The sequence below is a fragment of the Kitasatospora sp. NPDC041988 genome (genome assembly GCF_055588525.1).
The window spans coordinates 186,752-210,777 of the sequence record NZ_JBVJCO010000012.1 but is presented as its reverse complement, the minus strand read 5'-3'; the positions used below and the strand labels follow the sequence as shown (position 1 = coordinate 210,777).

Here is a 24,026-nt window from a genome sequence, read left to right as displayed (position 1 = left end):
CCCCCCCCCCCCCCCCCCCCCCCCCCCCCCCCCCCCCCCCCCCCCCCCCCCCCCCCCCCCCCCCCCCCCCCCCCCCCCCCCCCCCCCCCCCCACGGCCCTCACCCCCGCAGAGGCGCCACCCCCGCAGCAGGCTTCACCGACGCAGCAGGCTTCACCCACGCGGAAGGGCCGGGAGACCGTGTTCGACTTTCTTGACCATTACGACCTGCTGGGGGCCTTCTGGGTGACGGTGCAGCTCACGTTCTGGTCCGCCATCGGCGCCCTGATCTGGGGAACCGTACTGGCCGCCATGCGCGTCAGCCCGGTGCCGCTGATGCGCGGCTTCGGCACCGCCTACGTCAACGTGGTCCGGAACATCCCGCTCACCGTGATCATCGTCTTCACCTCGCTGGGCCTGTTCCAGACGCTCGGCGTCACGCTCGGCGGCGGCACCTTCAAGACGATCGACTTCCGGCTCGCCGTACTCGGCATGATCGCCTACACCGCGGCGTTCGTCTGCGAGGCTCTGCGGTCGGGCATCAACACGGTGCCCATCGGCCAGACCGAGGCGGCGCGGGCCATCGGCCTGAGGTTCGGCCAGGTGCTGACGCTCATCGTCCTCCCGCAGGCCTTCCGTTCGGTGGTGGGCCCGCTGGCGAACGTGCTGATCGCGCTGACCAAGAACACCACGGTGGCCTCCGCGATCGGGGTCGCCGAGGCCGCGGCCCTGATGCGGGTGATGATCGAGAACGAGGCCCAGCTCATCCTCATCTCCGCCGTCTTCGCGTTCGGCTTCATCTGCCTCACCCTCCCGACCGGGCTCTTCCTCGGCTGGGTGAGCAAGAAGGTCTCGGTGCGGCGGTGACCTCGCCGACCACGCTCTACGACGTCCCGGGGCCGCGCGCCAAGCGGCACAATGTGCTGTACACGGTGCTGTTCCTGGTCGCCCTCGCGGTCGTGGTCTGGTGGGTGGTCCAGAGCCTCGGCGACAAGAACCAGCTCGAATGGGCCAAGTGGCGGCCCTTCTTCACGGACTCCCGCGCCTGGTCGACGTTCCTCCTGCCGGGGCTGCGGGCCACGATCGAAGCGGCCGCGCTCGCCATGGTCCTCGCGCTGCCGCTCGGAGCGCTGTTCGGCATCGCCAGGCTCTCCGAGTACCGGTGGGTGCGGGGCGCGGCCGGCACGGTCGTGGAGTTCTTCCGTGCCATCCCCGTGCTGATCCTGATGCTCTTCGCGAACGCGGCGTACTCCGAGTACACCGACGTCAGCCCCGACAGCCGGCCGCTGTACGCCGTGGTCACCGGTCTCGTCCTCTACAACGCCTCCGTGCTCGCCGAGATCGTCCGGGCCGGCATCCTCTCCCTCCCCCGGGGCCAGACCGACGCGGCCAAGGCCATCGGCATGCGCAAGAACCAGGTCATGCGCTACGTGTTGCTGCCGCAGGCGGTCACCGCGATGCTGCCGGCGATCGTCAGCCAGCTGGTGGTCATCGTGAAGGACACCGCGCTGGGCGGCGCGCTGCTCGGCTTCTCCGAGCTGCTGGCGTCGGTCCGCCCGATGAGCGCGAACTACGGCGCCAACACGATCGCCTGCTTCGCCGTCGTCGCGGTGATCTTCGTCGTGATCAACTTCACGCTCACGTCCTTCGCCGGCTGGCTGGAGGGCCGGCTGCGGCGCGGCAAGAGGTCCACCGGCGCGGTGGTCGGCGTCGACGCGGTCGAGGAGCTGTCGACACCGGGCGAGCATGTGACCCGGGACGATCTCGACGGCGGCCCGGCACCCCCCGGCGCGTGACGACCGGCCCTGGGCGACCAGCCCGGGTGACGACCGGCCCCGGGTGACCGGACGGGAGCGGCCCGGGCGTGCGAACCGACCGGCTGTGCTGCGCGGTCAGTTCGCACGGCCCCGGCCCCGGCCCCGGCCCCGGCGCTCAGCTCAGGGACTCCCCCGACTCCACGACGACCCCGTACAGGTCGGCGACGGTCGCGAGCGCGCCGTGGTGGATCTGGTCGGCGGTCAGCTCGGTGCCGCCCACCGACCGCAGCGGCCGCGTCGCGCAGGCGTCGGCGACCACCGTGGGCCGGTTGCCACGCAGGAACGCGCCCTGCGTGGTGAACAGCACGCACATGTTCGTCATGAACCCGGCGATGATGACGTCCTTGTTGCCGGCGGCGTCGATGTGCTCGCCCAGGTCGGTGTCGACGAACGCGTTCGGGACCTGCTTGACGACGACGGGCTCGCCCTCGATCGCCGCCACGCTCGGGTGGATCTGGCCGATCTCCGCCCGGATGTCGTACGGGGTGCCCTCGCCGCCGTCGTTGATGACGTGGATGACCTTCGCGCCCGCCGCCCGTGCCCGCCCCAGCAGTGCGGCGGCGGAGTCGAGCGCGGCCTGCCAGCCGTCCAGCTCCATCACGCCGTGGACGTAGGTGTTCTGGTAGTCGATCAGGATCAGGGTCGAACCGGCAAGCGACGCGGGCGTCTCGTCGAAACCGTTGAGCTCGCGCAGGGTCGTCGAAGCCATGGGAGTACCGCCTTAGATTCTGTGCCAGGACGTGCAGTTCACCCGCGGTGACCTGCTCCTGAAACGCTACGGGCGGCTGCCCCATGTCGGCAATGCCATCTAACATGCAGATACGGACATCGCCCGTGCCGACCAGTGGAGCCCCATGAACACCGTCAACCGACTCATCGTCATCGTCCTCTTCGAGGGCGTCGACCTGCTCGACGTGACCGGACCACCCGAGGTCTTCTCGCTGGTGCAGCGCGAGACGGACGACGCGACGGGCTACCAGGTCGTCCTCGCCGCCGAGACCCTGGACCCCGTCACCACCTCCGCCGGCGTCCGGATCCTCCCCGACCTCACCTTCGAGGAGGCGTCCGCACGGGCCGTCGACACCCTCCTGGTGCCCGGATCCGTCGAGGTCGACGACCGGCGCCGCGTCCACGCCCTCGCCGACCCCACCGTGGTCGGCTGGGTGAAGACGCTCGCCGCGACCTCGCGGCGGGTCACGTCCGTCTGCGTCGGGGCGCACCTCCTGGCCGCCGCCGGGCTGCTCGACGGCAAGCGCGCCACCACCCACTGGTCGACCGCGCAGCAACTCGCCGCCGAGTACCCGGCGGTCGAGGTCGACGCCGACCCGATCTTCATCCGCGAGGGCGACGTGTGGACCGGGGCGGGGATCAGCGCCTGCCTCGATCTGGCGCTCGCCCTCGTCGCCGACGACTTCGGCGAGGCCACCGCACTGCGCGTCGCCCGGCAGCTCGTGATGTACCTGAAGCGCCCGGGCGGGCAGAGCCAGTTCAGCGTTCCCCTCGAACCCGTCTCGACGACACGGCGCATCGAGGACCTCCGCCACCACATCACCCGCACCCTGGGCGAGCAGCACACCGTCGCCGGCCTCGCCGAATTCGCCCACGTCAGCGAGCGGCAGCTCACCCGGATCTTCAAGGCCGAACTCGGCATGACACCGAGCGTCTACATCGAGTCGGCCCGGGTCGAAATGGCGCGCAACCACCTCGAATCCACCGACATGACCCTCGAACGCATCGCGTCCACCTGCGGCTTCGGCACGACGGACACCCTCGTCCGGGCGTTCCGCCGCAGGCTCGACACCACACCGACGGAATACCGCCTCCGCTTCCGGTCCGGCACCGGCTGACCACCGCGAGCGTGGAAGCGGAGAGCGGGGCGGGCCCCGGTCAGAGGGCCGAGCGGAGACCGGGAGGCGGGGTGATCCCGAACTCGGATTCCAGCAACTCGCCTATTTCGTCCGGGCCTTCGAGCTCCCGGGTCGAGACCGCCCCTTCGGCGTCGGTACGGGTCAAGGTCGTCCCTTCGAGCCGCAGGTGGGCGTCGGCCTGGGTGCGCTGGATGTAGAGCCGCCGGAAGGGCGAGCGCGGGTGGGTCGCCACGTGCCAGTTGGCCATCTTGATGTCGGGGGTGGGGACCGGATCCAGGGTGAACGCGGTCTGGTCCTCCCAGGTGTCGCCCGTCCTCGCCTGGAGCACCCAGACCGGAGCGGGACCGTCCGCCTCCTCCACCACGAGGCGGTGGAAGCGCCCGGCGCCCTCCCGGACCTGGCCGGGGACCATCGGCAGGGGCTCCAACAGCGCGCCGATGGACCCGAACCCGACATCGAGGAGGTAGCGGCCGGGATCACCGGGCACCCGGACGGCCAGCACCATGTGGGTCCGCGGCCGGATCTCCCCGGACCGCGCGCCGACGCGGACGCGGCCGGTGAGCCGGGTGACCTCGAAGCCCAGCTGGTCCAGTACGGCGCCGAGCAGGGTGTTGTGCTCGAAGCAGTATCCGCCGCGGGCGCCTTCGACAAGTTTGGCCTGCAGGTCGGCGACGTCCAGCGACGGTACCGAACCGACGACCACATCGAGGTTTTCGAACGGGATGCCGAGGACGTGTGCATGGTGCAGGGAACGGAGGGTGGCGAGGGTGGCCGCGGGCTCCCCGTCCCATCCGATGCGTGCGAAGTACTTCTCCAGATCAACAGTCATACCGTCACCCTACGTACCGTAAGGGGGTATTGACCTCGGCCAATGGACCCGGCCGCGGTGGACCGCGCGACCTAGGTCCCGTCCCGACCCCATTCGCGCCACCCGGATCGCCCCGCCCGGGGCGTCACGGCACGGGACGGCTCACCTGCCCGGCGCCGGGCGGGTCCCCGGCTGCCACGCGGGCAGTGACCAGGCCCGATTCGTAGGCGGCGATGACCGCCTGGGCGCGGTCACGGACGGCGAGCTTGTCGAAGATGCCGGTGATGTGGTTCTTGACCGTGGAGAGGCTGATGTCCAGCCCGCGAGCGATGCCGGTGTTGTCGAGGCCGGTGGCCATCAGCCGCCACACCTCGACCTCGCGAGGGGTGAGTTCACCCCGGACGGTGGGGGCCGGCCGGGCGACGCCGGGTGCCCGTACGTAGGTGGAGATCAGCCGGGTGAGCAGGCGCGGCGCGACGACGGCCTCGCCCGCGTGGACGGTGCGGATCGCCGCGCTCAGGTCCTCCGGGGAGCTGTCCTTGGGCAGGAACCCGTAGGCTCCGGCACGCAGGGCGCCCACGACGTACTCGTCGAGGTCGAAGGTGCTGAGGGCCAGGACCCGGCAGCCGGGCACGGTGGCGGCGAGCTCAACGGTCGCGCCGACCCCGTCGAGGACGGGCATCCGGATGTCCATCACCACGACGTCGGGGTGCAGTTGGCGGGCGAGGCTGACGGCCTGCGCACCGTTCTCGGCCTCTCCCACCACCTCGAAGGACGGGTCGGGGGAGAGGATCAGCGACAGGCCGCGCCGGACCAGCGGCTGGTCGTCCACGATCAGCACCTTGATCCTCGGCGGCTTCGGACCGGTCCCGGTCATCGGCGCGCCCCCTCGTACCGGAGGGCCGCCTCGTCCGCCTCGTCCGTGGTCAGCGGCAGGTCGGCCAGCACGGCGAACCCGCCGCCGGCCTGCGGGCCGGCGGTGAGGGTGCCGCCGTGCAGGGCCACGCGCTCGCGCATGCCGATCAGGCCGTAGCCGCCCGGGCCCGCCGCCGGCGCCCCCTCGTACGGCGGTGCGCCCCCGCCGTCGTCCCGCACCTCGACGGTCACCCGTTCCTGACGGTACGTCAGCTGCACTGACACGCGGGCTGCCCCCGCGTACTTGCGGGCGTTGGTGAGAGCCTCCTGGGCGATCCTGAACACCGTGAGCCCGACGGTCGGCGGCAGCGGCCGCTGCGGCCCGCGGACGCCGAACTCGGTCGGCAGTCCGGCGAGGCGGGACTCTGCCACCAGGCGGTCGAGGTCGTCGACGCCCGGCTGGGGCAGCGCCGGAGCCGTCTCCGGCTCGTCGCCGGCCCGCAGCACGTCGAGGAGCTGGCGCATCTCGCGCAGCGCGAGCCGCCCGGAGGCCTCCAGGGTGACCAGGGCGTCCCGGACGACCTCCGGATCGGCGATGTTGGCCCGGGCTCCCCCGGCCATCAGCTGCATGGTGGTGATGTGGTGGGCCACGATGTCGTGCAACTCCCTTGCGATGCGGCGGCGTTCGTCGGCCACCGCGCGGTCGGCGAGGAGTCTGCGGTTGGCCGCCACCTCCCGCTGCCAGCGGTTGACCACCAGAGCGGTACCGACGACGATCAGGCTGGAGAGGGGCGGGGAGACGGCGGCCTGCCAGGGCGGGATCCGGCCGTTGCTCTGGCTCACCAGCGTCAGCGCCACCGTCGCGACGGTGGCCACCGCCGTCACCCGGCCGGGGCAGGCCCTGGCGACCGAGTACAGGGCGACCACCAGGACGGCGCCGAAGTGACTCGGCAGCGGGACGGCCAGGGCGGCTGTCGCATCAAGTGCCAGCACGGCGGCCAGCGCAGCCACCGGGTGGCTGCGCCGGGCGAGCAGCGGCATCGCCGCCAGCGCGACGAGGAGGAAGCCGGCCACGCTCACGTCGTACCGGCTGCCGGGGTCGTCGAAGAACACGTAGCTGAGCAGGTTCATCGCGCAGGCCCCGCCGGTCACGAGCGCATCGTTGCGGGACCACGGCGGCTCGGCTCCGTCGACGGGCAGCGGCTCCCGGGCGTCGCCGGGCCCGGCCTGTCGGTTCCTGGGCATGTCCGTTCTCCCCTTGTCCGGCCTTCCGGCCTCCTGGCCCCCGGGACAGGGTTGCACACCGGCCGCGATGGCAGCACCGGCGGCAACTCGCGGACCTGCCCCGGCCGCGGGCCCGTAACCAGGACCAGGGTCCTGGTCACGGGCCGGGGAGGGCCCCAGGGCCCTGGCTCGGATCATCCGTTGCCACGACGCCCGGCGGCCCCTCCGGGTGATGGTCTGGAGACCGGCCGGGATCCCCCGCCAGACATCCGCAGCCAAGTCCGTCCGCCGGAGGACACCGTGATCCGCGCCCTGACCGGATACTCCACCAGACACCCGTGGAAGGTCATCGCCCTCTGGGTGGTGCTGGGTGTCGTACTGAGCGCCCTGACCCCGACGCTGCTCGCCCGCGTCACCCAGCACCAGACCGGGGACTTCCTTCCCCGCAGCTACGACTCGGCCGCCGCACTGCAGATCGCCGAGGAGCGGTTCGGGGCGAACCCCGAGGCCACCACGGTGACGGTGCTGGTCGCCCGGTCCGACGGCAGGGCCCTCGGCGCCGCCGACCAGCAGCTGATCGAGGCCGAGGCGGCGAAGCTGGCCCAGCACCGGGTGATCATGCCCCGGGAGGACGACCTCCCGCGGTTCCTGGTCCCGGACCGCTCCCAGACGCCCCTGATCGCCCCGGCGATGACGGCGCCCGACCGCAGTTTCGAACTGCTCGCCGTCCAGCTGACCGGGAATCCCACGGACAAGGGCGTCCAGGGCGTCTACCGGACCTTCCGGGACGCCGCCCGGACGCAGTTCTCCGAGGCGGGGATGCGCACCGGGTTCACCGGGAGCCTCGCCGAGACCGTCGACACCACGGATGCCCACGAGACCGCCGCGGCGGTCGGGAGCGCCCTCGTCATGGGGCTGATCGTCGTGCTCAACGTGCTGGTCTTCCGCAGCGTACTGGCGGCCCTGCTGCCGCTGCTCGCGGTCGCCATGCTCGGCGGCGCGGCGACGGGAGCCGTCGCGGGCGCCGCGGTGCTCACCGGCCGCAAGCTCGACGCCGGCACCCCGGGGCTGATCAACGTCGTCCTGCTCGGCATTGGCATCGACTACCTGCTGTTCCTGCTGTTCCGCTTCCGCGAGCAGCTGCGCGCCCGGCCCGATCAGCCCGCCCGCGAGGCCGCCGAGCAGGTCTCCGGCCGGGTGGGCGCCGCGATCACCTCGGCGGCGCTGACCATCGTGGCCGCGTTCGCCACCCTGGGCCTGGCGACCTTCGGGCAGTTCCGCTCGCTGGGCCCCGCGATCGCCGTCGCGGTCCTGGTGATGCTGCTCGGCAGTCTCACCCTGCTGCCCGCACTGCTGGCCGCCGCCGGGCGCCGGATGTTCTGGCCGTCGCGAACCCTGCACCGCGAGCCGCGCGAGGGCCGTGCCGCCCGCTTCGGCGTGCTGGTCACGCGGCGACCGCTGACGATGCTGACCGCCTCCGTCGCCCTGCTCGCCGCGCTGGCCGCCGGAGTGACCGGGATCCGCATGGACTACGGCCGGGGCGACTCCGGCGACCGAACCGCTGCCGCGGTCACCGCGGCCGAAATCTCCCGCACGCTGCCGGCCGGGGTGTCGGACCCGACGAGCGTCTTCGTCACCGCCACGGACGCCGCCACCCTCACCATCGCGGGGCTCGACGGCCTCTCCCGTGCGCTCACCCGGGTCGACGGCGTGGGCCAGGTCGCACCGACCGTCCTGAACGAGGACCGCCGTGCCGCCCGGATCGACCTCTACCCGACCGCCGACCCGCAGAGCCGGCAGGCCCGCGACCTGGTCGCCGGACCGATCCGGGCCGCGGTCGCCCGGCACACGCCCGCCGGGACGACGGCACATGTGGGCGGGACGGCGGCGGTCCTCGCCGACGTCTCGACCGCCGTCGGCCACGACCTCACGATCGTGTTCCCGGTCGCGGCCGCGCTGATCGCGCTGATCCTCCTGCTGCTCCTGCGCAGCCTGCTCGCACCGGCGGTCCTGATGCTCTCCGTCGGGCTCGGCTTCGCCGCCACCCTCGGCGCCGCCACGCTGCTGTTCCAGCACGCCCTTGGCGAGCCGGGCGTCAGCTTCACCCTCCCGCTGGTGCTGTTCCTGTTCGTCGTGGCCCTGGGCACCGACTACAACATCCTCATCGCCGACCGGATCCGGGAGGAGATGCAGCGGCCGGGCCCGGCCCACGCCGCCGTGGCCCGCGCGGTACGGCACACGGCACCGGCCATCGCGACGGCCGGGCTGGTGCTGGCCGGGTCCTTCGCCACGCTCGCCACGACCCCGGGAAGCGAACAGGTCGCCTTCGCGATGACGCTCGGCATCATGCTCTCGGCGCTCGTGCTCTCACTGGTAGTGGTCCCCGCGCTTGCCGCACTCCTCGGCCGGGCCATCTGGTGGCCGGTCCGCCCGCGGCCCACCGCGGGCGGCCGCCCCCAGCACCGTGCGGCGGCACCAGCCCCGGAACCCGACCGGGTCACGGCGTCCTGAGGCCTGGACCGCCGGCCGCGGGGCGCATGGCCCCGGGGCCGGCGGTCTCATGGCCGACGGTCCCGCACCGCCGGCCACCCGGGTTCGCCCGGGTTCGCCCGGGTTCGCCCGGTGGACGGTCCCGTCCTCCGCTCAGAAGGCGGAGTTGGCGGCCCAGTGCGCCAGCAGCTCCTCGTCGCCCCGCACCTCGAAGCGGTCGGCGGACCGGTCCAGCCGGCCGTAGAGGAGGAGCAGCAGGTCCGAGGCGGAGCCGCGGACCGTCGCGTCGGCGGTCACGTCGGCGGTCGCGTCGGCGGTCGCGTCCGCGCCCTGCGGGTCGAGCCCGAAGCCGTCGGGGCGCAGCCGGACCAGCCAGTCCCCGTCGCCGTCGGTGCGGGTGAACCGGATGGTCCGGTCCGCGCCGCGGAGGGCGGCCGTCCCGGGGGCGAAGCCGGCGGCGAAGGGCAGGTTGGTCAGGAACTCCGACACCCCGTCGGCGGCCAGCGCCGGGTCGATGTCAGGGCGCAGTCCCAGCGCGAGGTCGGCGTCCACGCGGTGCACCAGGGTCTCGAACAGCATCCGGCGCACCCAGAACCGGGCGTGCTGGTCGGCGCCCCACGCCCACATCGGTGCGTCGAGGTCGGCCGCGGCGAACTCCGCGCCGGCCTGTGCCGCGGCTTCGGCCAGCCATTCGGGGTAGTCGTCCGGCGTCTGCGGCAGGCGCAGGTCGACGTCGCGGCTGCGCGGCGGCTCCTGGAGCTTCTGCCGCAGCAGGACGGTGAACCAGCGCTGCACGCTGCCGGTGTGGCGCACCAGGTCGGTCAGCGTCCAGCCCGGGCAGGTGGGTACCGGGGTGGCCGGATCGGCGGTCCGGACGGTGGCGACGAAGCGCGCGGTCTCGGCCGCGACGCCGGCGGCGTGGTCGATGGTGGTGGTGGTGGTCACGAGGGTCATTCTCCCGGGTGGCTGGGTCGGCTCAGACGAGGGGCTTGTCGACGACGGCCTTGGCGTGGCTGAACGTGTCGATGGAGTACTCACCGTGGTAGCGGCCCATGCCGCTCTCGCCCACGCCGCCGAACGGCAGCTCGGGCATGGCCAGGTGGGAGACCGGCAGGCCGAAGGAGAGCGCGCCGGAGGAGGTCTCCTCGGTCAGCCGCCGCTTGGTCCGCTCGGACTCGGTGAAGGCGTAGAGGGCGAGCGGCTTGTCACGCTCGTTGATGAAGGCGATCGCCGCGTCGAGGTCCGGCACGGCGACGATCGGCAGGATCGGGCCGAAGATCTCCGCGCGCATGACGGGCGCGTCCGGGGAGACGTCCGCGAGGACGGTCGGGGCGAGGTAGCGCTCGGCGCGGTCGTGCCCGCCGCCGGTGACGAGCCGCCCGTCGTCCAGCAGTGCGGCCAGGCGGTCGAAGTGGCGCTCGTTGACGATCCGCCCGTACTCGGGGTCGGCGGCCGGGTCGGTGCCGTACAGCTCCCGGACGGCGTCGGCCAGGTGCTTCTCCAGCCCTGCGGCGGTCTCGCCGATGGCGAGGACGTAGTCGGGGGCGACGCAGGTCTGGCCGGCGTTGAGGAACTTGCCCCGGGCGATCCTGCGTGCGGTGAGGGCGAGGTCGGCGCCGGGCTCGACCACCACGGGGCTCTTGCCGCCGAGTTCCAGGGTGACCGGCGTGAGGTGCCGGACGGCCGCCGCCATGACGATCCGCCCGACCGTGCCGTTGCCGGTGTAGAAGATGTGGTCGAAGCGCTGCTCCAGCAGGGCGGTGGTCTCCGGGACGGCGCCCTCGACCACGGCCACGGTCTCCGGGTCGAGGTAGCGCGGCAGCAGCCGGGCCATCGCCGCGGAGGTGGCGGGGGCGAGCTCGCTGGGCTTGACGACCACGGTGTTGCCGGCGGCCAGGGCGCCGACCAGCGGGGCCAGCGCGAGCTGGAGCGGGTAGTTCCACGGAGCGATGACCAGCACCACGCCGAGCGGGTCGCGGACCACGCGGGCCTCGGCCGGCTGGAAGAAGCCGGGGACGCCGGCCGGCTTCGGCCGGAGCCACTCCTCCAGGTGCGCCACGGTGTGGTCGAGCTCGTTCAGCGTGAACCCGATCTCGGTCCGGTAGGCCTCCGTCGCGCTCTTGCCCAGGTCGGCGGCCAGGGCCTGCTGGAACGCCTCGGCGTGCTCGGTGAGCAGTGCGCGCAGGGCCGCCAGCTTGTCCAGGCGCCAGGCGAGGGGCTTGGTCCGGCCACTGTCGAAGGTGGCGCGCAGGCGGGCGACCAGGGTGGGGATGTCTGCCGCGGCGGAGGTCGGGGTGTGCGTCATGAGGGTCTCGCGGTCCTTCCGGGGGCTTGAAGGCCTAGATGGTTGATGTCTTCAAGTAATTTCGACGGTAGACCTCAATGGTTGAGGATGTCAAGCAATCTCCCTATGCTGGAGGCATGCCCCAGACGCCCCGGCCCACACCGTCACCCTCCCCCGAAGAGCTGATGGACCAGCTCGCACGGGTGGCGGCGGCCTACTACCGCCACTTCGCCACGGTGGCCGCCGGGCACGGGCTCACCCTGATGCAGGGCAAGACGCTCAGCCTGCTGATCCGCCCGCGGCCCATGCGCGCCCTCGCCGAGCTGCTGGCCTGCGACGCCTCGAACGTCACCGGGATCGTCGACCGGCTCACGGCCCAGCACCTCGTCCGCCGCGAGGCCGACCCGGCCGACCGCCGGATCAAGAACATCGTGCTGACCGAGCACGGCGAGCACACCGTCCGCCGCATCCGGGCCGAGCTGATGTCCGGCCTCACCGCCCTGGAACACCTCACACCCGACGAGCGCGGCACCCTCCAGACCCTGCTGGGCCGCGCCTTCCCCGAGACCACCGCCCCACGGGGCTAGGGCTTGTCTGACAATTCGCGTCGCATCAGCGCGCGGCGTTGGGCGCCCGGCTGGGCGTGCCGCCGGAGCGTCCTCGTACTGGACGTACTCGGACGGCCCCGGTGTCCTAGTCAGACACCAGCCGCAAAGAGTGGGGCGACCCGGCTCGGCCTCAGCCTGTTGCTGAAGTTCTTCGAGCTGGAGGGCCGGTTCCCCGATGTGCTGGAAGAGGTCCCGCCGGCCGCGGTGGAGTACGTCGCCGACAAGCGGCTCGACCTGGGGCTGACCGCTGCCGTGCCCCGTCCCCGCACCCCGGTGGACACCGCCGACCGATCGAGTGCGGGGACAGGGTGCTGTCTTGGCCGAAATGACGGCCGGTGCGGTCAGGCGCCGCTGGTGTCGGTCGGTGTCGCCTCGCCGAGCATGGCGAGGGTCAGCACGTTGCCGGAGATGCCCCAGCCGCCGTCGGCGACCTCTTCGACCAGAACCATGGTGGTGTTGCGGGCGCGCTCGCCGTAGATCTCGACATAGAGCTCGGTGGTGCGGGTGACGATCTCCTCCTTCTGCTTCGGGGTGAGGGTCTTCTCGGGGACCTTGAAGTTCGCGAAAGGCATGGCTGGTTGTTCCTTCTCTCAGTAGGGCGTTACAGGGAGCTGCCTGCGGTGAGCAGGCTGTCCAGTCCGATGCGGCGGAAGAAGTCGGCGCGGAGGCGGTCGGCGACCGCGGAGACGACTTCGCTGCCGTCTCGGCTGGGGTCTATGTGAGTGCGCAGAGGCCGAGTGCCATGCTTCATCGCGACCAGTCGCGCGACGGCTTCAGCGACCTCGGTCACATCGGCGCCCGAAGGGATGAGCGCGGCCAGGCGCTTGCCCAGATCGCCCGTAAGGGGCCGGTGACGCTGGTCGTAGGCTTCCGCACAGTCGACGTCGGCGGGGGCGCCTGCGTTGGCGAAGTGGTTGGTGCCGGTGGTGAACGCGCCGGGCACCACGATCGCGGTGTCGATGCCGAACGGGAGCACCTCGGCTGCGTAGCTGACGGCCAGGGCGTCCATCGCGGCCTTGGCGGCGAAGTACGGGGCCAGGAATGGGGGGCAGCCGCCGCGGGTGCTGGAGCTGCCGATCCACACCAGCAGCCCCGAGCCCTGCTCACGCAACTTCGGCAGGGCGGCGCGGTTGACGCGCTGGGTGCCCAGAACATTCACGTCGTACAGGTCCGCGAACTGCTCGGCGGTGAACGCCTCGGCGGCGCCCAGAACCATGTGCCCGGCGTTGTGCACGACCACGTCCAGCCGGCCGCGCTCGGCGAAGATCCGGTCGACCGCGGCGTCGACGGAGTCCTGGGAGGTGACGTCCAGCTCGACGGCGTGCGCGTCGACCCGGTGGTCGGTGCCGTAGCGCGTCAGGTCGGCCGCCGCGGTCGCGTTGCGGGTCGCGATCTGGCGGATGCCCGCGTACACGGTGTGACCGGCGAGGGCCAGAGCACGCACGGACAGTGCCCCGATGCCGCTGGAGGCCCCGGTGACAAGGATGACCTTCCCTGTTTCGTCGTTCCTCATGACAGGGCCTTTCGTTGATCGATGGGGTGGCTGCGGGCGGTTCAGATGATTCCGCCGTTGGCGCGGATGACCTGTCCGTTGATCCAGTGGCCGGCCGGGGAGGCCAGGAACGCGACGACCTCGGCGATGTCGGCCGGGGTACCGAGGCGCTCCAACGGGGGCTGGGCGGCCAGGCGGGCGATGGTCTCCTCGTCCTTGCCGTCCAGGAACAGGTCGGTGGCCGTGGGGCCGGGCGCGACGGTGTTGGCGGTGACGTCCCGGCCCCGCAGCTCCCGGGCCAGGATCAGCGTCAGCGCCTCGACCGCGCCCTTGCCGGCGGCGTACGCGCCGTAGCCCGGGAAGGCCAGCCCCACCACGGACGTGGAGAACGTCACGATCGCGCCGCCGGGGCGCACACGACGGGCGGCCTGCTGGACGACGACGAACGTGCCGCGGATGTTGGTGCGGTGCAGGTCGTCCAGGACGGCCAGATCCAGCTCGGCGATCGGAGCCAGGTGCATCCGCCCGGCCGCGTGCACGACGACGTCGACGCCGCCGCCGCCGCCGAACTCTCCTTCGGCCGCGTCGAACAAGGCCGCCACTGCGCGTTCGTCGGCGACGTCTGCGCGCACTGCGATCGCCCGGCCACCGCTGGTGACGGCCTCCTTCACGGCGGCTTCGGCCTCGTCCTGGTTGCCGGCATAGCCGACCACGACGGCGTACCCGCCGGCGGCCAGCCGGCCAACGGTCCGGCGGCCGATGCCGCGCGAGCCGCCGGTGACGATCGCGACACGGGGTGAGGCGGAGGGCTGGGCCGAGGCAGCGGTCCCGTCGAGGGAAGTGGGGACAGGCATGGCTTACTCCTGTGGTGGATGGGGGTCGGGCCGCGGCCTTGCCGTTGCCCTGCTGCGTCCTCCACGATCGGCCGGTCCCCCCATCCCTAGCCAGGGCTGCGTTTACCCAGGGGATGCCACCCCCTGGCGGCGCTCTGGCGTACGAGCGACCATGGAGGCGTGAACCTTCCAGAACTCGGTGCCTTCCTCAGGACACGCCGCGACCACATCCGCCCCGCGGAGGTCGGTCTCCCCCAAGGCCCGCGCCGGCGCGTCCCCGGGCTGCGCCGCGAGGAAGTCGCGCAGCTGGCAGGGCTGTCAGCCGACTACTACACCGAGCTGGAACGCGGCAGCGCAAAGAACGGCGTGCAGCCCTCGACCCAGACCCTGGCCGCCCTCGCCCGAGCCCTGCGCCTGAACGGCGACGAGCGCGACCACCTGTTTCACCTGGCCGAACGGCCTGTCCCCCCGTCAGCCCACGGACCGTCGGCACACGTGCAGCCCGCGCTCCTCGGACTCTTGGACCGGCTGTCCAACACCCCCGCGCGCGTCATCACCGACCTGCACGAAACCCTGGTGGAAAACGACCTGGCCCTGACCCTGCTCGGCACGTCCCCGGCACACCGCGGCCCGGCGGCAAGCTTCGTGTACCGCTGGTTCACCGACCCGCAGGCGCGCGAGAGATACCCGTCCGAGGATCATCCGCACCACTCCCGGGTGTTCGTGGCCGACCTCCAGGCAGCGGCCGCCCGGCGCGGCCGGGACGCGGAGGTCACGAAGATGGTCGCCGTGCTACGCCGCCGCAGCCAGGAGTTCGCGGCCCTCTGGGACACCCACGACGTCGCGGTGCGCCGCATGGACCACAAGAGGATCGTCCACCCCATACTCGGCGTCATCGAACTCGACTGCTACAACCTCCTCAGCGAGGACGGACGGCAACGCCTTCTGTGGTTCACCGCCCCGCCCGGAAGCCCGGGAGCCGAGCAGCTGGAACTGCTGTCCGTCGTAGGGACCCAGGAGCTGAGCGTCACGCAGGGCAGGGCACCGGAGAGGTTGTCCGCGGCGGAATCCGGATCGCGGCGCTGACCCGCGCCGCAGAGGGAGGACCGCCTTCCCAGCAAGGCGTGGCGGCCCCTACCCCCACAGAGATATGTTCTCCGGCCCGGGGCTCACGATGACCCCCTTGATTCCCGCGCGGCGGGAATTGTCAGACATGCCCTAGCCCCGGGGCCCTGCCGCTCTTCCATTGAGAGCGGCGGACGAAGGCTGCGCGCTTCAAACCTGGTTATCCCGAACGTTCACCCTATCGGGTGCAGAGAACACTCCGGAGCGCCTGGGGGCCCACCGCCCCGCCTACCGTTGATCAGCAAGCGACAAGGGACGTCCGGTGCGGCGATCCCTTTCCTGTCATGCCAGGTGACGACCCGCCATGACATGCGGTTCTTCGACGTCCAGTCCTTCACAGAGGGAGGCCCTTCCATGTCCGCGGACACCAGATCCGGGAACAGCGTGGAGACCGACAACGGGGAGACCCCGGCGGTACGGTCATGAGCCGTACGGCCCTGGAGCGGATCCTCGGCGGCCCCAGCGGCCTGGGGACGGCAAGCCTGAACCCGGGGCGGCGCGAGGCGGGGCCGAGGCCCGGCGATCCCGTCCCGGGCCTGTACCACCACCCGGTGCCCGAGCCGGACGCCGAGCGCTCCGCGGAGGTCGGCCGCCGGATCAAGGCCTGGGCGGTGGACGAGGTCGAGCTCTATCCGCCGGAGTGGGAGGACCAGTTCGACGGCTTCTCGGTGGGCCGCTACATGGTCGCCTGCCATCCCGACGCGCCCGACATCGAGCATCTGATGGTCGCCGCCCGGCTGATGGTCGCCGAGAACGTGGTCGACGACTGCTACTGCGAGGACCACGGGGGCTCGCCCATCGGCCTCGGCGGGCGCCTCCTCCTCGCGCACACGGCTCTCGACGCGCTGCACACCACGCGGGAGTACCAGCCGGCCTGGGCGGAGTCGCTGTCCGAGGACGCCCCCCGGCGGGCCTACCGCTCCGCCATGGACTACTTCACCCGTGCGGCCACGCCGGCCCAGGCCGACCGGTTCCGGCACGACATGGCCCGCCTGCACCTGGGGTACCTCGCCGAGGCCGCCTGGGCCGAGACGGACCACGTGCCCGCGGTGTGGGAGTACCTGGCGATGCGCCAGTTCAACAACTTCCGCCCCTGCCCGACGATCACGGACACCGTCGGCGGCTACGAACTGCCCGCCGACCTGCATGCCCTGCCCGCCCTGCAACGGGTCATCGCGCTCGCCTCCAATGCCACGACGATCGTCAACGACCTCTACTCCTACACCAAGGAGCTCGCCAGCCCCGGCCGGCACCTGAACCTGCCCGTGGTGCTCGCCGAGCAGGAGGACCTCTCCGACCGCGACGCCTACCTGAAGGCGGTCGAGGTGCACAACGACCTCATGCACGAGTTCGAGGCCGAGGCCGCCGCCCTGGCCGCCGCCTGGCCCTCGCCGTCCCTGGTGCGGTTCCTGCGCGGCGTGGCCGTGTGGGTCGACGGCAACCACCACTGGCACCAGACCAACACCTACCGCTACAGCCTGCCCGATTTCTGGTAATCAAGGAGCTGACCCATGACTACGACCGACCTCCCTGCCTTGACGACCACCGCCTCCGTCCCCGGCCCGGCCACTCCGTACCAGGGCGACATCGCCCGGTACTGGGACCATGAGGCCCGGCCCGTGAACCTGCGCCTCGGTGACGTCGACGGCCTCTACCACCACCACTACGGCATCGGCGACGTCGACCACGCCTCGCTGGGCGCCCCGGACGACAGCGAGCGCGAGAAGAAGGTGATCACCGAGCTGCACCGGCTGGAGTCCGCGCAGGCCGAGGTGCTCCTGGACCACCTGGGCGCCGTCCCGCGCGAGGCCACCCTCGTGGACGCCGGCTGCGGCCGCGGCGGCTCCAGCGTGATGGCTCACCAGCGCTTCGGCTGCAAGGTCGAGGGCGTCACCCTGTCGGCCAAGCAGGCCGAGTTCGGCAACCGCCGCGCCCGGGAGCTCGGCATCGACGACTTCGTCCGCGCCCAGGTCTGCAACATGCTCGACATGCCCTTCGAGACCGGCCAGGTGGCGGGCTCGTGGAACAACGAGTCCAGCATGTACGTCGACCTGCACGACCTCTTCGCCGAGCACTCCCGCATCCTCGCCGTCGGCGGCCGGTACGTCACCATCACGGGCTGCTGGAACCCCGCCTACGGGCAGCCGTCGAAGTGGGTCTCGCAGATCAACGCGCACTTCGAGTGCAACATCCACTCCCGCCGCGAGTACCTGCGCGCCATGGCGGACAACCGCCTCGTGCCGCAGGCCGTCATCGACCTGACGCCCGCGACCCTGCCCTACTGGGAGCTGCGCGCCACCTCCTCCCTCGTCACGGGCATCGAGGAGGCGTTCATCAACTCCTACAAGGACGGCTCCTTCCAGTACGTCCTGATCGCGGCCGACCGGGTCTGACCGGGTCCGACCGGACCGGGACGGCAGCGGGACGGGGCACACCGGCGCCCCCACCCGGTGCCGTCCGGCGGGCTAGGGTTCGGTTCCGTGGGGCGTGCGCCGCCGCCGCCCTCCGGAACCGTCGAAAGGACCCTCACCATGCCGACCGCACCCGCCACCGGCCCCGCTGCCGGCCCGTCGCTCGCGCGGTTCGGCCTGGGCACGGCCGCCGTCGGACGGCCCGGCTACATCACACTGGGGCGCGACCTCGACCTGCCGGCCGAGCGCACCGTCGAGGCGCTGCGCGAGCGAACGCACGCCCTGCTCGACGCCGCCTACGCGGCGGGGGTTCGCTACTTCGACACGGCCCGGTCGTACGGCCGCGCCGAGGAGTTCGTCGGCGAGTGGCTGGCCGCCCGGCCGGAGGCCGCGGACGAGGTGACGGTGGGAAGCAAGTGGGGCTACACCTACACCGCCGGCTGGCAGGCCTCCGGGGTGCCCGTGCACGAGGTCAAGGAGCACTCGGCGGCGGTGTTCGACCGCCAGATCAAGGAGACCAGGGCGCTGCTGGGCCCGCGACTGGACGTGTACCTGGTGCACTCCGTCACCCCGGACAGCCCGGCGCTGACCGATGCCGCGCTGCACGCCCGGCTGGCCGAGCTGGCCGCCGAGGGCGTCCGGGTGGGCCTGTCCACCAGCGGCCCGGCCCAGGCCGCGACCGTCCGGGCGGCACTGGAGGTGACGGCGGAGGGCCGGCCGCTGTTCGCCGCCGTCCAGTCGACCTGGAACCTGCTGGAGCCGTCCGCCGGGGACGCACTGGCCGAGGCCCACGCGGCGGGCTGGCTGGTGGTGGTCAAGGAGGGCATGGCCAACGGCCGCCTCGCCGACCGCAACGCCACCGGCCCCGACACGGCCCCGCTGCGCGCTCTCGCCGACCGCACCGGCGCGTCCTGCGACGCCCTCGCGCTGGCCGCGGTCGCGGCCCAGCCGTGGGCGGACATCGTGCTCTCCGGGGCGGCCACCCCCGGGCAGCTGGCGTCCAACCTCACCGCCGCCGGGCTCGGCCTCAGCCCCGACCGGTTGGCCGGCCTCGCCCCGCTCGCCGAGCCAGCCGAGGCGTACTGGCGTACCCGGGCAGCCCTGTCCTGGGCGTGAGTTCCGGCGGCCGACGCCAGGGCCGGCACCGGACCGGGGTCGGCACCGGACCGGGGTCGGCACCGGACCGGGGGCCCGCACGACCGAGGGTGCGTCAGGTCAGCGCCTTGGACTGCCAGTAGCCGAACTGCCGGAGCGGCTCGCCGTCGAGCGACCACGGCCAGGACGTGACCGTGTCGCCGATCAGCTCGAAGGTCGCCGCACCCTCGCGCACCCGGCCGGCCTGGACCAGGGCGTAGGCGAGCAGGTTGAGGTCGGCCCGGGCGGCCGCGTGCGTGAGCCGACCGGGGCGGGGCCAGCCGGCCAGGGCGGTATCCAGCGCGCCGGCGGCCCGCTGGGTCGCCCACTGGCGGCGTACCAGCAACCCCTCGACGCCGCCCCGGGCGAGCGTGCGGGCGTGCTCGTCGACCAGCGCGGTCAGCTCCACGCCCACGGCCGGCGCGGTCGACGGCACCCCGGCCCGGACGGCGTGCACGAACTCCTGCTGGCTGCTGCGCGAACCGCACTCCTCCGGCGACAGGTAGCGCAGCATCTGCAGATGGGCCTCCCGGTTCCACGGGTCCCGCGAGGTCACCTCGTGCCAGACGGCGAACAGCTCGCGCGAGTCGGCGCGGGTCTGGCGCAGGATCCCCAGCAGCACCACCCAGGGCGTGGGGTCGTCGGGGGCGGCCTCGGCAGCGCGGTGGCAGTGGTCGGCGGCGGCGCCGGCATCCTCCATCCGCCCCGTGTGCCAGCCGCGGACCAGCTCGACCCACGCTTCGAAGACCAGCGCGTCCGCGTTGCGCGCGCGCCGCATCCGCCAGGTGCGGGCCAGCCCCGAGGGCGCCGCGGCCTCGGCGAGCACGGCGAGGCGGTGCCCACGACGGTCCCAGTCCGTACCGGCTTCCTGGAGAAGCCGCTCGACCTGGTCGATCTGAATACCGTCCTGGCCCGGTATCCCGGGGGAATTCAGCTGCCGCCGGACGCGACCGAGTTTGACGTCGTCGAGTTCCGGCAGCAGACGCGGACCGGAAGCGCGAAGTCTTCGAAATATCGACACGCGCCGCAGCCTAGGCCCCCGGCGGAATTCCGGACAGCCTTCGGGAGGCAATTGTTATTTCCCGGCGGCTGCGGTGACCTTACCGTCTCGTACAGCGACCGGCCGAGGCCGCGCCCGTGGTACGACGCATTCCCGGGCCGCCCCACCGCACGCGGACAGGTGACCGTGCGTCAGGAATTCGGATTCCCGGCGGCGGAATTATCGCGCCGTCCGACCCGCCGTCCCGGAATTCCACAAAGCACTGACGCGCCGCGCGCCTGCGCCCGCTCGACCGGACACGCCCGGCCGACGAACCGGCGGCGGCCCCTTGTCGCCGCACCAAGGGACCGCCGCGGGGAGGACGGGCTTCGACGACGGTCGCTAGGCGACCGGCTGCGGCTGCGTGACGCAGTGGATGCCGCCGCCGCCGAGGCCGATGTAGTCGATGTTCAGCTGCTCGACGACACGGCCCCTGGTGGCGCCGTACGCGGCCTTCATCGCGTTCTCGGCCTGGGTCTGCGTCATGCCAGGGTTGCGGTTGGAGACGAGGATGCTGCTCCGGGTGGCCATCAGCGTGCCCGCACCGTCGGTCTCGACGGCGCCGCCCTCGCCGACCAGGCCCGCCGCAGTGAACGGCACACCGACGTGGGCGGCGACCCGGATGGCTACGCGCGCTGAGGACTCCCACCCCATCGACCCGGCGGCCCAGGAGCCCGTGACCGGCGCCGGCACCAGGCGCCCGCGCGCCTCGGCGAAGGTCGGGCCGGTGTCGCGGGCCCACAGGTCGTCCACCGCGAGGTCGATCACCTCCACGTCGGCGCCGACCAGTTGCCGGGCCGCGGCGCTCTGGTCCGGGCGGGCCATCAGCACCACCGGCTCGAAGCGGGCGACGGCCTGCGCCACGTGCGCGATGTCCTCGCGCACGGCGGGCAGTTGGTCGCCCCACACCTCGTCGAGGGGGCGGCGATCGGGGCCCGGCGGCGATCGGGGCCCGGCAGATGGCGCGAACATCCGGCTACCCGGACCGGACAGGCACCCGGCGTCACCATGACGTCGCCGTCCGGCCTCGCCGGCCGAACCGGCCCGGCCCCTCTGGCCTGTCACGCCCCGTAGCGGTTTACTGGGAGGGAGCAGGGCAGGGAACGGAGGCCCGGCGATGGAATGTCCCCACCCGTCCGGGGCCCACACGGAGGTCCGCCGGCACTACGCAGCCGCCGGGGCGGAGGTGGCCCGGCTGGTACGGGCCGCTCCCGAGGACCAGTGGTCGGCGCCCACCCCCTGCAGCGACTGGGACGTGCGCGCGCTGGTGAACCACCTTGCCGCTCAACACCTTTGGGTCTGCCAGGCGGTCGCCGGCTACACCCCGGAGCAGATCGGCCGCCGTTTCCGGGGCGACGTCCTGGGCCGCAACCCCCTCGGCGTGTGGGAGATGGCCGTGGACAGCGCCGTACGCGCGCTCGGCCAACCGGGCGCCCCCGACCTGCTGGTGCACGTGTCGTACGGAGTGCGGGACGTCGGCGGGTACATCCGTGAGCTGACCGCCGAGACCGTCGTGCACAGCTGGGACCTGGCCCGGGCGCTGGGCGAGAACGGCCGGATGCCGCCGGGCGCCGCCCGGTACGCGCTCGCGGAGTTCCGGGGCTACCACGACCTGGCCGGCACCGGCCTGTTCGACCCGCCGCTCACCGCGCTGCCGGGTGCCGACACCCAGGACCAGCTGCTGGCTCTCACCGGCCGCGACCCCCACTGGTCGGCCGAGCGGATCTGACCGGACCACCGCCGGCCCCGGCCGCTCCGCGCCCCTCCCCGGCGTGATTCCGGCGCCGCGCGAGGCCCGCTGCCGCCCCCTCCCCCGGTCGTCGTCGCGGTTCATCCGGGGACGGACCGGACCAACAGCAGCGCGATGTCGTCGGTGCGGTGCTCCGACTGCCCGGCCTGGCCGATGAGGACGTCGGCCAGCCGGTCCAGTGGTTCGCGGCCGTGACGGGCGAGCGTGCCGACCAGACCGGCCATCGCCTGGTCGAGGTCGGTGCCGGGCGTGTCGATGAGGCCGTCGGTGTACAGGACCAGGGTGGTACCGATCGGCAGATCGATGCGGAGCTGCGGGTACTCGGCGTCCGGGTCGACGTTGAGCACCATGCCGCCGGGCGGTTCCAGCGCCTCCGTCCGGCCGTCCGGGCCGTACCGCAGGGGCACGGGGTGACCCGCGTTGGCCAGCCAGGCCTCGCGGCGGTCGAGATCGACGCGGAGGTAGGCGCAGCTGGCCAGCAGGGCCGTGTCCAGGTCGGCCAGCAGGCGGTTGGTGCGCGCGAGCACGGTACTCGGATCGGCATCGGCCGCCGCGAAGGCGCGGACGGCGGTGCGGACCTGGCCCATCAGCGCTGCGGCGTGGACGTTGTGGCCCTGGACGTCGCCGATGACCACGGCCACGGTGTCGGGACCGACGCGGATGAGGTCGTAGAAGTCGCCTCCGACGTCCATGCCCTCGGTGGCCGGCAGGTAGCGCGCGCTGATCTCCAGGTTCCGGACGGCGGGCAGCGCACGGGGCAGGAGGCTCTCCTGGAGACCGTGGGCGAGCACGAGCTTGGTGTCGTACAGCCGGGCACGGTCCAGCGCCTGGGCGATCAGGCCGCCGAGCGAGGTGAGGACGGCGCGCTCCTCGACGTCGAAGCGGTGCGGTTGGGCGAACGCCATCACACAGGTGCCGAGCAGCCTTCGCGAGGTCACCAGCGGCAGGTAGGCCCAGGCGGACATCCCGTCCTGCGTCTCGTGGCGCTCCGGGTAGAGCCGCTCCAGCTCCGCGCGGGTCTCGAAGAACGCCGGCACGGAGTTGGTCGACGCCTGGACACCGGGTGTGGGCTCCGTCAGCGGGGTGCCGTCGAACTGGTCGACCAGGCCTGGTGGATAGCCGAGATGACCGGCGAGACGCAGTCGGCCGCCTTCGGCCATCAGCACCGCGACGGCCTGGCCTCCGAAGGCCGGCAGGATCTGCTCGGCGACCATGCTCACCACGTCCTGCACGGTGATGGCCTCGGTCAGCGCGCTGGCGAGGTGGAGGAGGTGGTACAGCGCTCCGGGCCGCGTGTGCACCGCCCGTTCGGCGGGTGCCTCGGTGTTGGGGTCGTACAGGGAGGCATCGGCGGCGGCGATCCGCACGGTGACTCCGGAGACGTCCGGGAAGAGCTGGAACGACAGCCACCGGTCCGGCGGCCGCAGCGCGACGAACGAGGTGGCCGCCCCGCCGATCACCGCCGCCCGGTAGTGGTACTCGTACACCGGATCGCGCAGCCAGGGCAGCGCCGTCCACGGCCGTGCGCCCAGCAGCCGCTCCACCGACACACCGAGCAGTTCGGCGGCGGCCGGCGTGACCGCCGCCAGCCGGCCGTCCAGGTCGATGCCGCAGATGCCTTCCGGCAGTCGCGCCGCCAGCGTGGCGAGGGGGTCGGCGGAGCGGTTCTCCGCCGTCGCAGGCCGGGGGCCGGGCCGGACCGGACGGCCCGCCCTGGCCGCCTCCGCCAGCAGCTCGGCCAGGCGCAGGGCGAGCGCACCGAGCACATCGCGTTCGCGGGGTGACAGTTCGGCGGGGTGATCGGCGGGCCAGATGCCGAAGAAGGCCCCGTACGTGGTCCTGCGCGTGACGAGCGGCGCGGCCGCGAGGCCGAACGCGTACGGCATGGCGACCGCGACCCTCGGGTACCGCTGCGCCATCTCCTCCGCGCCGCCCACCCAGACGACCTGGCCGCTGCGCACCGCCTCGACCACCGGGATCGGCGCGCTCATGCCGATGTGCTGCCACGGCCTGGTGAACTGGCGGGCCGCTCCGAAGGTCATGACCAGTTCGAGCAGCTGCCGGTCCTCCGACAGCAGGTAGAAACCGCCGGAGTGCGCGCCCAGCCGGTCAGGCACCGACCGCAGGACCTTCGCCGCCACCTCGAGACCGCGCCCGGCCAGCACCTCGGCAGCCTCGCGTCCGGGCCCCGACCAGCCATCCCGTGACATGCCCATAACAGCACTCTCGTTCGAGCCGCCGGTGGACCCGCGGCCTTCCCTCCATACTCACCCGACCAGGCGCTGTACGTCCCGTCGCCCGTCGGCCGTC

At 72.7% G+C, this 24,026-nt stretch carries 21 protein-coding genes and 1 pseudogene; 10 read left to right on the top strand and 12 right to left on the bottom strand.

Annotation, left to right across the window (positions count from 1 at the left end; genetic code table 11):
* The first annotated feature begins 179 nt into the window (after positions 1-179).
* Complete coding sequence (locus ACZ6NC_RS15270) at positions 180-845, top strand: amino acid ABC transporter permease (protein ID WP_465732765.1); 666 nt, start codon at positions 180-182, stop codon at positions 843-845.
* On the top strand, positions 842-1,774 hold the full coding sequence (locus ACZ6NC_RS15265) for an amino acid ABC transporter permease (RefSeq protein WP_465732764.1): 933 nt from the start codon (positions 842-844) through the stop codon (positions 1,772-1,774). The genes ACZ6NC_RS15270 and ACZ6NC_RS15265 overlap by 4 nt, the downstream gene beginning before the upstream one ends.
* A 136-nt stretch (positions 1,775-1,910) precedes the next feature.
* Here the strand turns inward: ACZ6NC_RS15265 and ACZ6NC_RS15260 are convergent, their stop codons facing one another.
* Positions 1,911-2,504, bottom strand: a complete 594-nt coding sequence (locus ACZ6NC_RS15260; RefSeq protein ID WP_465732762.1) for an isochorismatase family protein — start codon at positions 2,502-2,504, stop codon at positions 1,911-1,913.
* 145 nt (positions 2,505-2,649) lie between these two features.
* On the opposite strand from ACZ6NC_RS15260, the gene ACZ6NC_RS15255 reads away from it, so the two are divergent.
* The gene (locus tag ACZ6NC_RS15255; RefSeq protein ID WP_465732760.1) at positions 2,650-3,642 is read left to right on the top strand and encodes a GlxA family transcriptional regulator; all 993 of its coding nucleotides are present in this window, start codon (positions 2,650-2,652) and stop codon (positions 3,640-3,642) included.
* 40 nt (positions 3,643-3,682) lie between these two features.
* On the opposite strand, the gene ACZ6NC_RS15250 is transcribed toward ACZ6NC_RS15255, so the two are convergent.
* The 3 genes from ACZ6NC_RS15250 to ACZ6NC_RS15240 form a co-directional block, all read right to left on the bottom strand.
* Positions 3,683-4,492: an arylamine N-acetyltransferase family protein gene (locus tag ACZ6NC_RS15250; protein WP_465732758.1), complete on the bottom strand. Its 810-nt coding sequence runs from the start codon at positions 4,490-4,492 to the stop codon at positions 3,683-3,685.
* Positions 4,493-4,616: 124 nt separating this feature from the next.
* On the bottom strand, positions 4,617-5,348 hold the full coding sequence (locus tag ACZ6NC_RS15245) for a response regulator (protein WP_465732756.1): 732 nt from the start codon (positions 5,346-5,348) through the stop codon (positions 4,617-4,619).
* Entirely contained in the window at positions 5,345-6,571 is a 1,227-nt protein-coding gene (locus tag ACZ6NC_RS15240; protein ID WP_465732754.1) for a sensor histidine kinase, read from the bottom strand. Before ACZ6NC_RS15240 ends, ACZ6NC_RS15245 begins: the two co-directional genes overlap by 4 nt.
* 279 nt (positions 6,572-6,850) lie before the next feature.
* Here ACZ6NC_RS15240 and ACZ6NC_RS15235 point away from each other — a divergent pair, with 279 nt between their 5' ends.
* The gene (locus ACZ6NC_RS15235; RefSeq protein WP_465732752.1) at positions 6,851-9,061 is read left to right on the top strand and encodes an MMPL family transporter; all 2,211 of its coding nucleotides are present in this window, start codon (positions 6,851-6,853) and stop codon (positions 9,059-9,061) included.
* A gap of 132 nt (positions 9,062-9,193) precedes the next feature.
* On the opposite strand, the gene ACZ6NC_RS15230 is transcribed toward ACZ6NC_RS15235, so the two are convergent.
* Together ACZ6NC_RS15230 and ACZ6NC_RS15225 are read right to left on the bottom strand one after the other, a co-directional pair.
* Positions 9,194-9,994 carry a maleylpyruvate isomerase family mycothiol-dependent enzyme gene (locus ACZ6NC_RS15230; RefSeq protein WP_465732750.1) on the bottom strand — a complete coding sequence of 267 codons (801 nt, stop codon included), beginning with the start codon at positions 9,992-9,994 and terminating at the stop codon, positions 9,194-9,196.
* A 22-nt stretch (positions 9,995-10,016) separates the two neighbouring features.
* Positions 10,017-11,345, bottom strand: coding sequence for an aldehyde dehydrogenase family protein (locus ACZ6NC_RS15225; RefSeq protein ID WP_465732748.1), 1,329 nt, complete (start codon positions 11,343-11,345; stop codon positions 10,017-10,019).
* Between the two features lie 116 nt (positions 11,346-11,461).
* On the opposite strand from ACZ6NC_RS15225, the gene ACZ6NC_RS15220 reads away from it, so the two are divergent.
* On the top strand, positions 11,462-11,911 hold the full coding sequence (locus tag ACZ6NC_RS15220; RefSeq protein ID WP_465732746.1) for a MarR family winged helix-turn-helix transcriptional regulator: 450 nt from the start codon (positions 11,462-11,464) through the stop codon (positions 11,909-11,911).
* A 362-nt stretch (positions 11,912-12,273) separates the two neighbouring features.
* Here the strand turns inward: ACZ6NC_RS15220 and ACZ6NC_RS15215 are convergent, their stop codons facing one another.
* The 3 genes from ACZ6NC_RS15215 to ACZ6NC_RS15205 are packed head-to-tail and all read right to left on the bottom strand — an operon-like array spanning position 12,274 to position 14,278.
* The gene (locus tag ACZ6NC_RS15215) at positions 12,274-12,504 is read right to left on the bottom strand and encodes a tautomerase family protein (protein WP_393905016.1); all 231 of its coding nucleotides are present in this window, start codon (positions 12,502-12,504) and stop codon (positions 12,274-12,276) included.
* Positions 12,505-12,533: 29 nt separating this feature from the next.
* On the bottom strand, positions 12,534-13,445 hold the full coding sequence (locus ACZ6NC_RS15210) for an SDR family oxidoreductase (RefSeq protein ID WP_465732743.1): 912 nt from the start codon (positions 13,443-13,445) through the stop codon (positions 12,534-12,536).
* A 41-nt stretch (positions 13,446-13,486) separates the two neighbouring features.
* Positions 13,487-14,278: an SDR family oxidoreductase gene (locus ACZ6NC_RS15205; protein ID WP_465732741.1), complete on the bottom strand. Its 792-nt coding sequence runs from the start codon at positions 14,276-14,278 to the stop codon at positions 13,487-13,489.
* Between the two features lie 159 nt (positions 14,279-14,437).
* Here ACZ6NC_RS15205 and ACZ6NC_RS15200 point away from each other — a divergent pair, with 159 nt between their 5' ends.
* The 4 genes and pseudogenes from ACZ6NC_RS15200 (at position 14,438) to ACZ6NC_RS15185 (ending at position 18,909) form a co-directional block, all read left to right on the top strand.
* Positions 14,438-15,343: an MmyB family transcriptional regulator gene (locus ACZ6NC_RS15200; RefSeq protein ID WP_465732739.1), complete on the top strand. Its 906-nt coding sequence runs from the start codon at positions 14,438-14,440 to the stop codon at positions 15,341-15,343.
* A gap of 476 nt (positions 15,344-15,819) precedes the next feature.
* A pseudogene (locus tag ACZ6NC_RS15195) lies at positions 15,820-16,878 on the top strand (family 2 encapsulin nanocompartment cargo protein terpene cyclase); the annotation flags it as partial.
* Between the two features lie 15 nt (positions 16,879-16,893).
* A complete protein-coding gene (locus ACZ6NC_RS15190) occupies positions 16,894-17,775 on the top strand; it encodes a geranyl diphosphate 2-C-methyltransferase (RefSeq protein WP_465732737.1) in 882 nt (293 codons plus the stop codon).
* A 138-nt stretch (positions 17,776-17,913) separates the two neighbouring features.
* Positions 17,914-18,909, top strand: a complete 996-nt coding sequence (locus ACZ6NC_RS15185; protein WP_465732735.1) for an aldo/keto reductase — start codon at positions 17,914-17,916, stop codon at positions 18,907-18,909.
* 94 nt (positions 18,910-19,003) lie between these two features.
* On the opposite strand, the gene ACZ6NC_RS15180 is transcribed toward ACZ6NC_RS15185, so the two are convergent.
* Positions 19,004-19,948 (bottom strand): hypothetical protein, encoded by a 945-nt coding sequence (locus ACZ6NC_RS15180; RefSeq protein ID WP_465732733.1) that lies wholly within the window; start codon positions 19,946-19,948, stop codon positions 19,004-19,006.
* A gap of 360 nt (positions 19,949-20,308) precedes the next feature.
* Positions 20,309-20,938 (bottom strand): agmatine deiminase family protein, encoded by a 630-nt coding sequence (locus ACZ6NC_RS15175; protein ID WP_465732731.1) that lies wholly within the window; start codon positions 20,936-20,938, stop codon positions 20,309-20,311.
* Between the two features lie 145 nt (positions 20,939-21,083).
* Between ACZ6NC_RS15175 and ACZ6NC_RS15170 the strand changes: the two genes are divergently transcribed.
* A complete protein-coding gene (locus ACZ6NC_RS15170; protein ID WP_465732729.1) occupies positions 21,084-21,695 on the top strand; it encodes a TIGR03086 family metal-binding protein in 612 nt (203 codons plus the stop codon).
* A gap of 101 nt (positions 21,696-21,796) precedes the next feature.
* On the opposite strand, the gene ACZ6NC_RS15165 is transcribed toward ACZ6NC_RS15170, so the two are convergent.
* Complete coding sequence (locus ACZ6NC_RS15165; protein WP_465732727.1) at positions 21,797-23,926, bottom strand: PP2C family protein-serine/threonine phosphatase; 2,130 nt, start codon at positions 23,924-23,926, stop codon at positions 21,797-21,799.
* Positions 23,927-24,026: the final 100 nt, after the last annotated feature.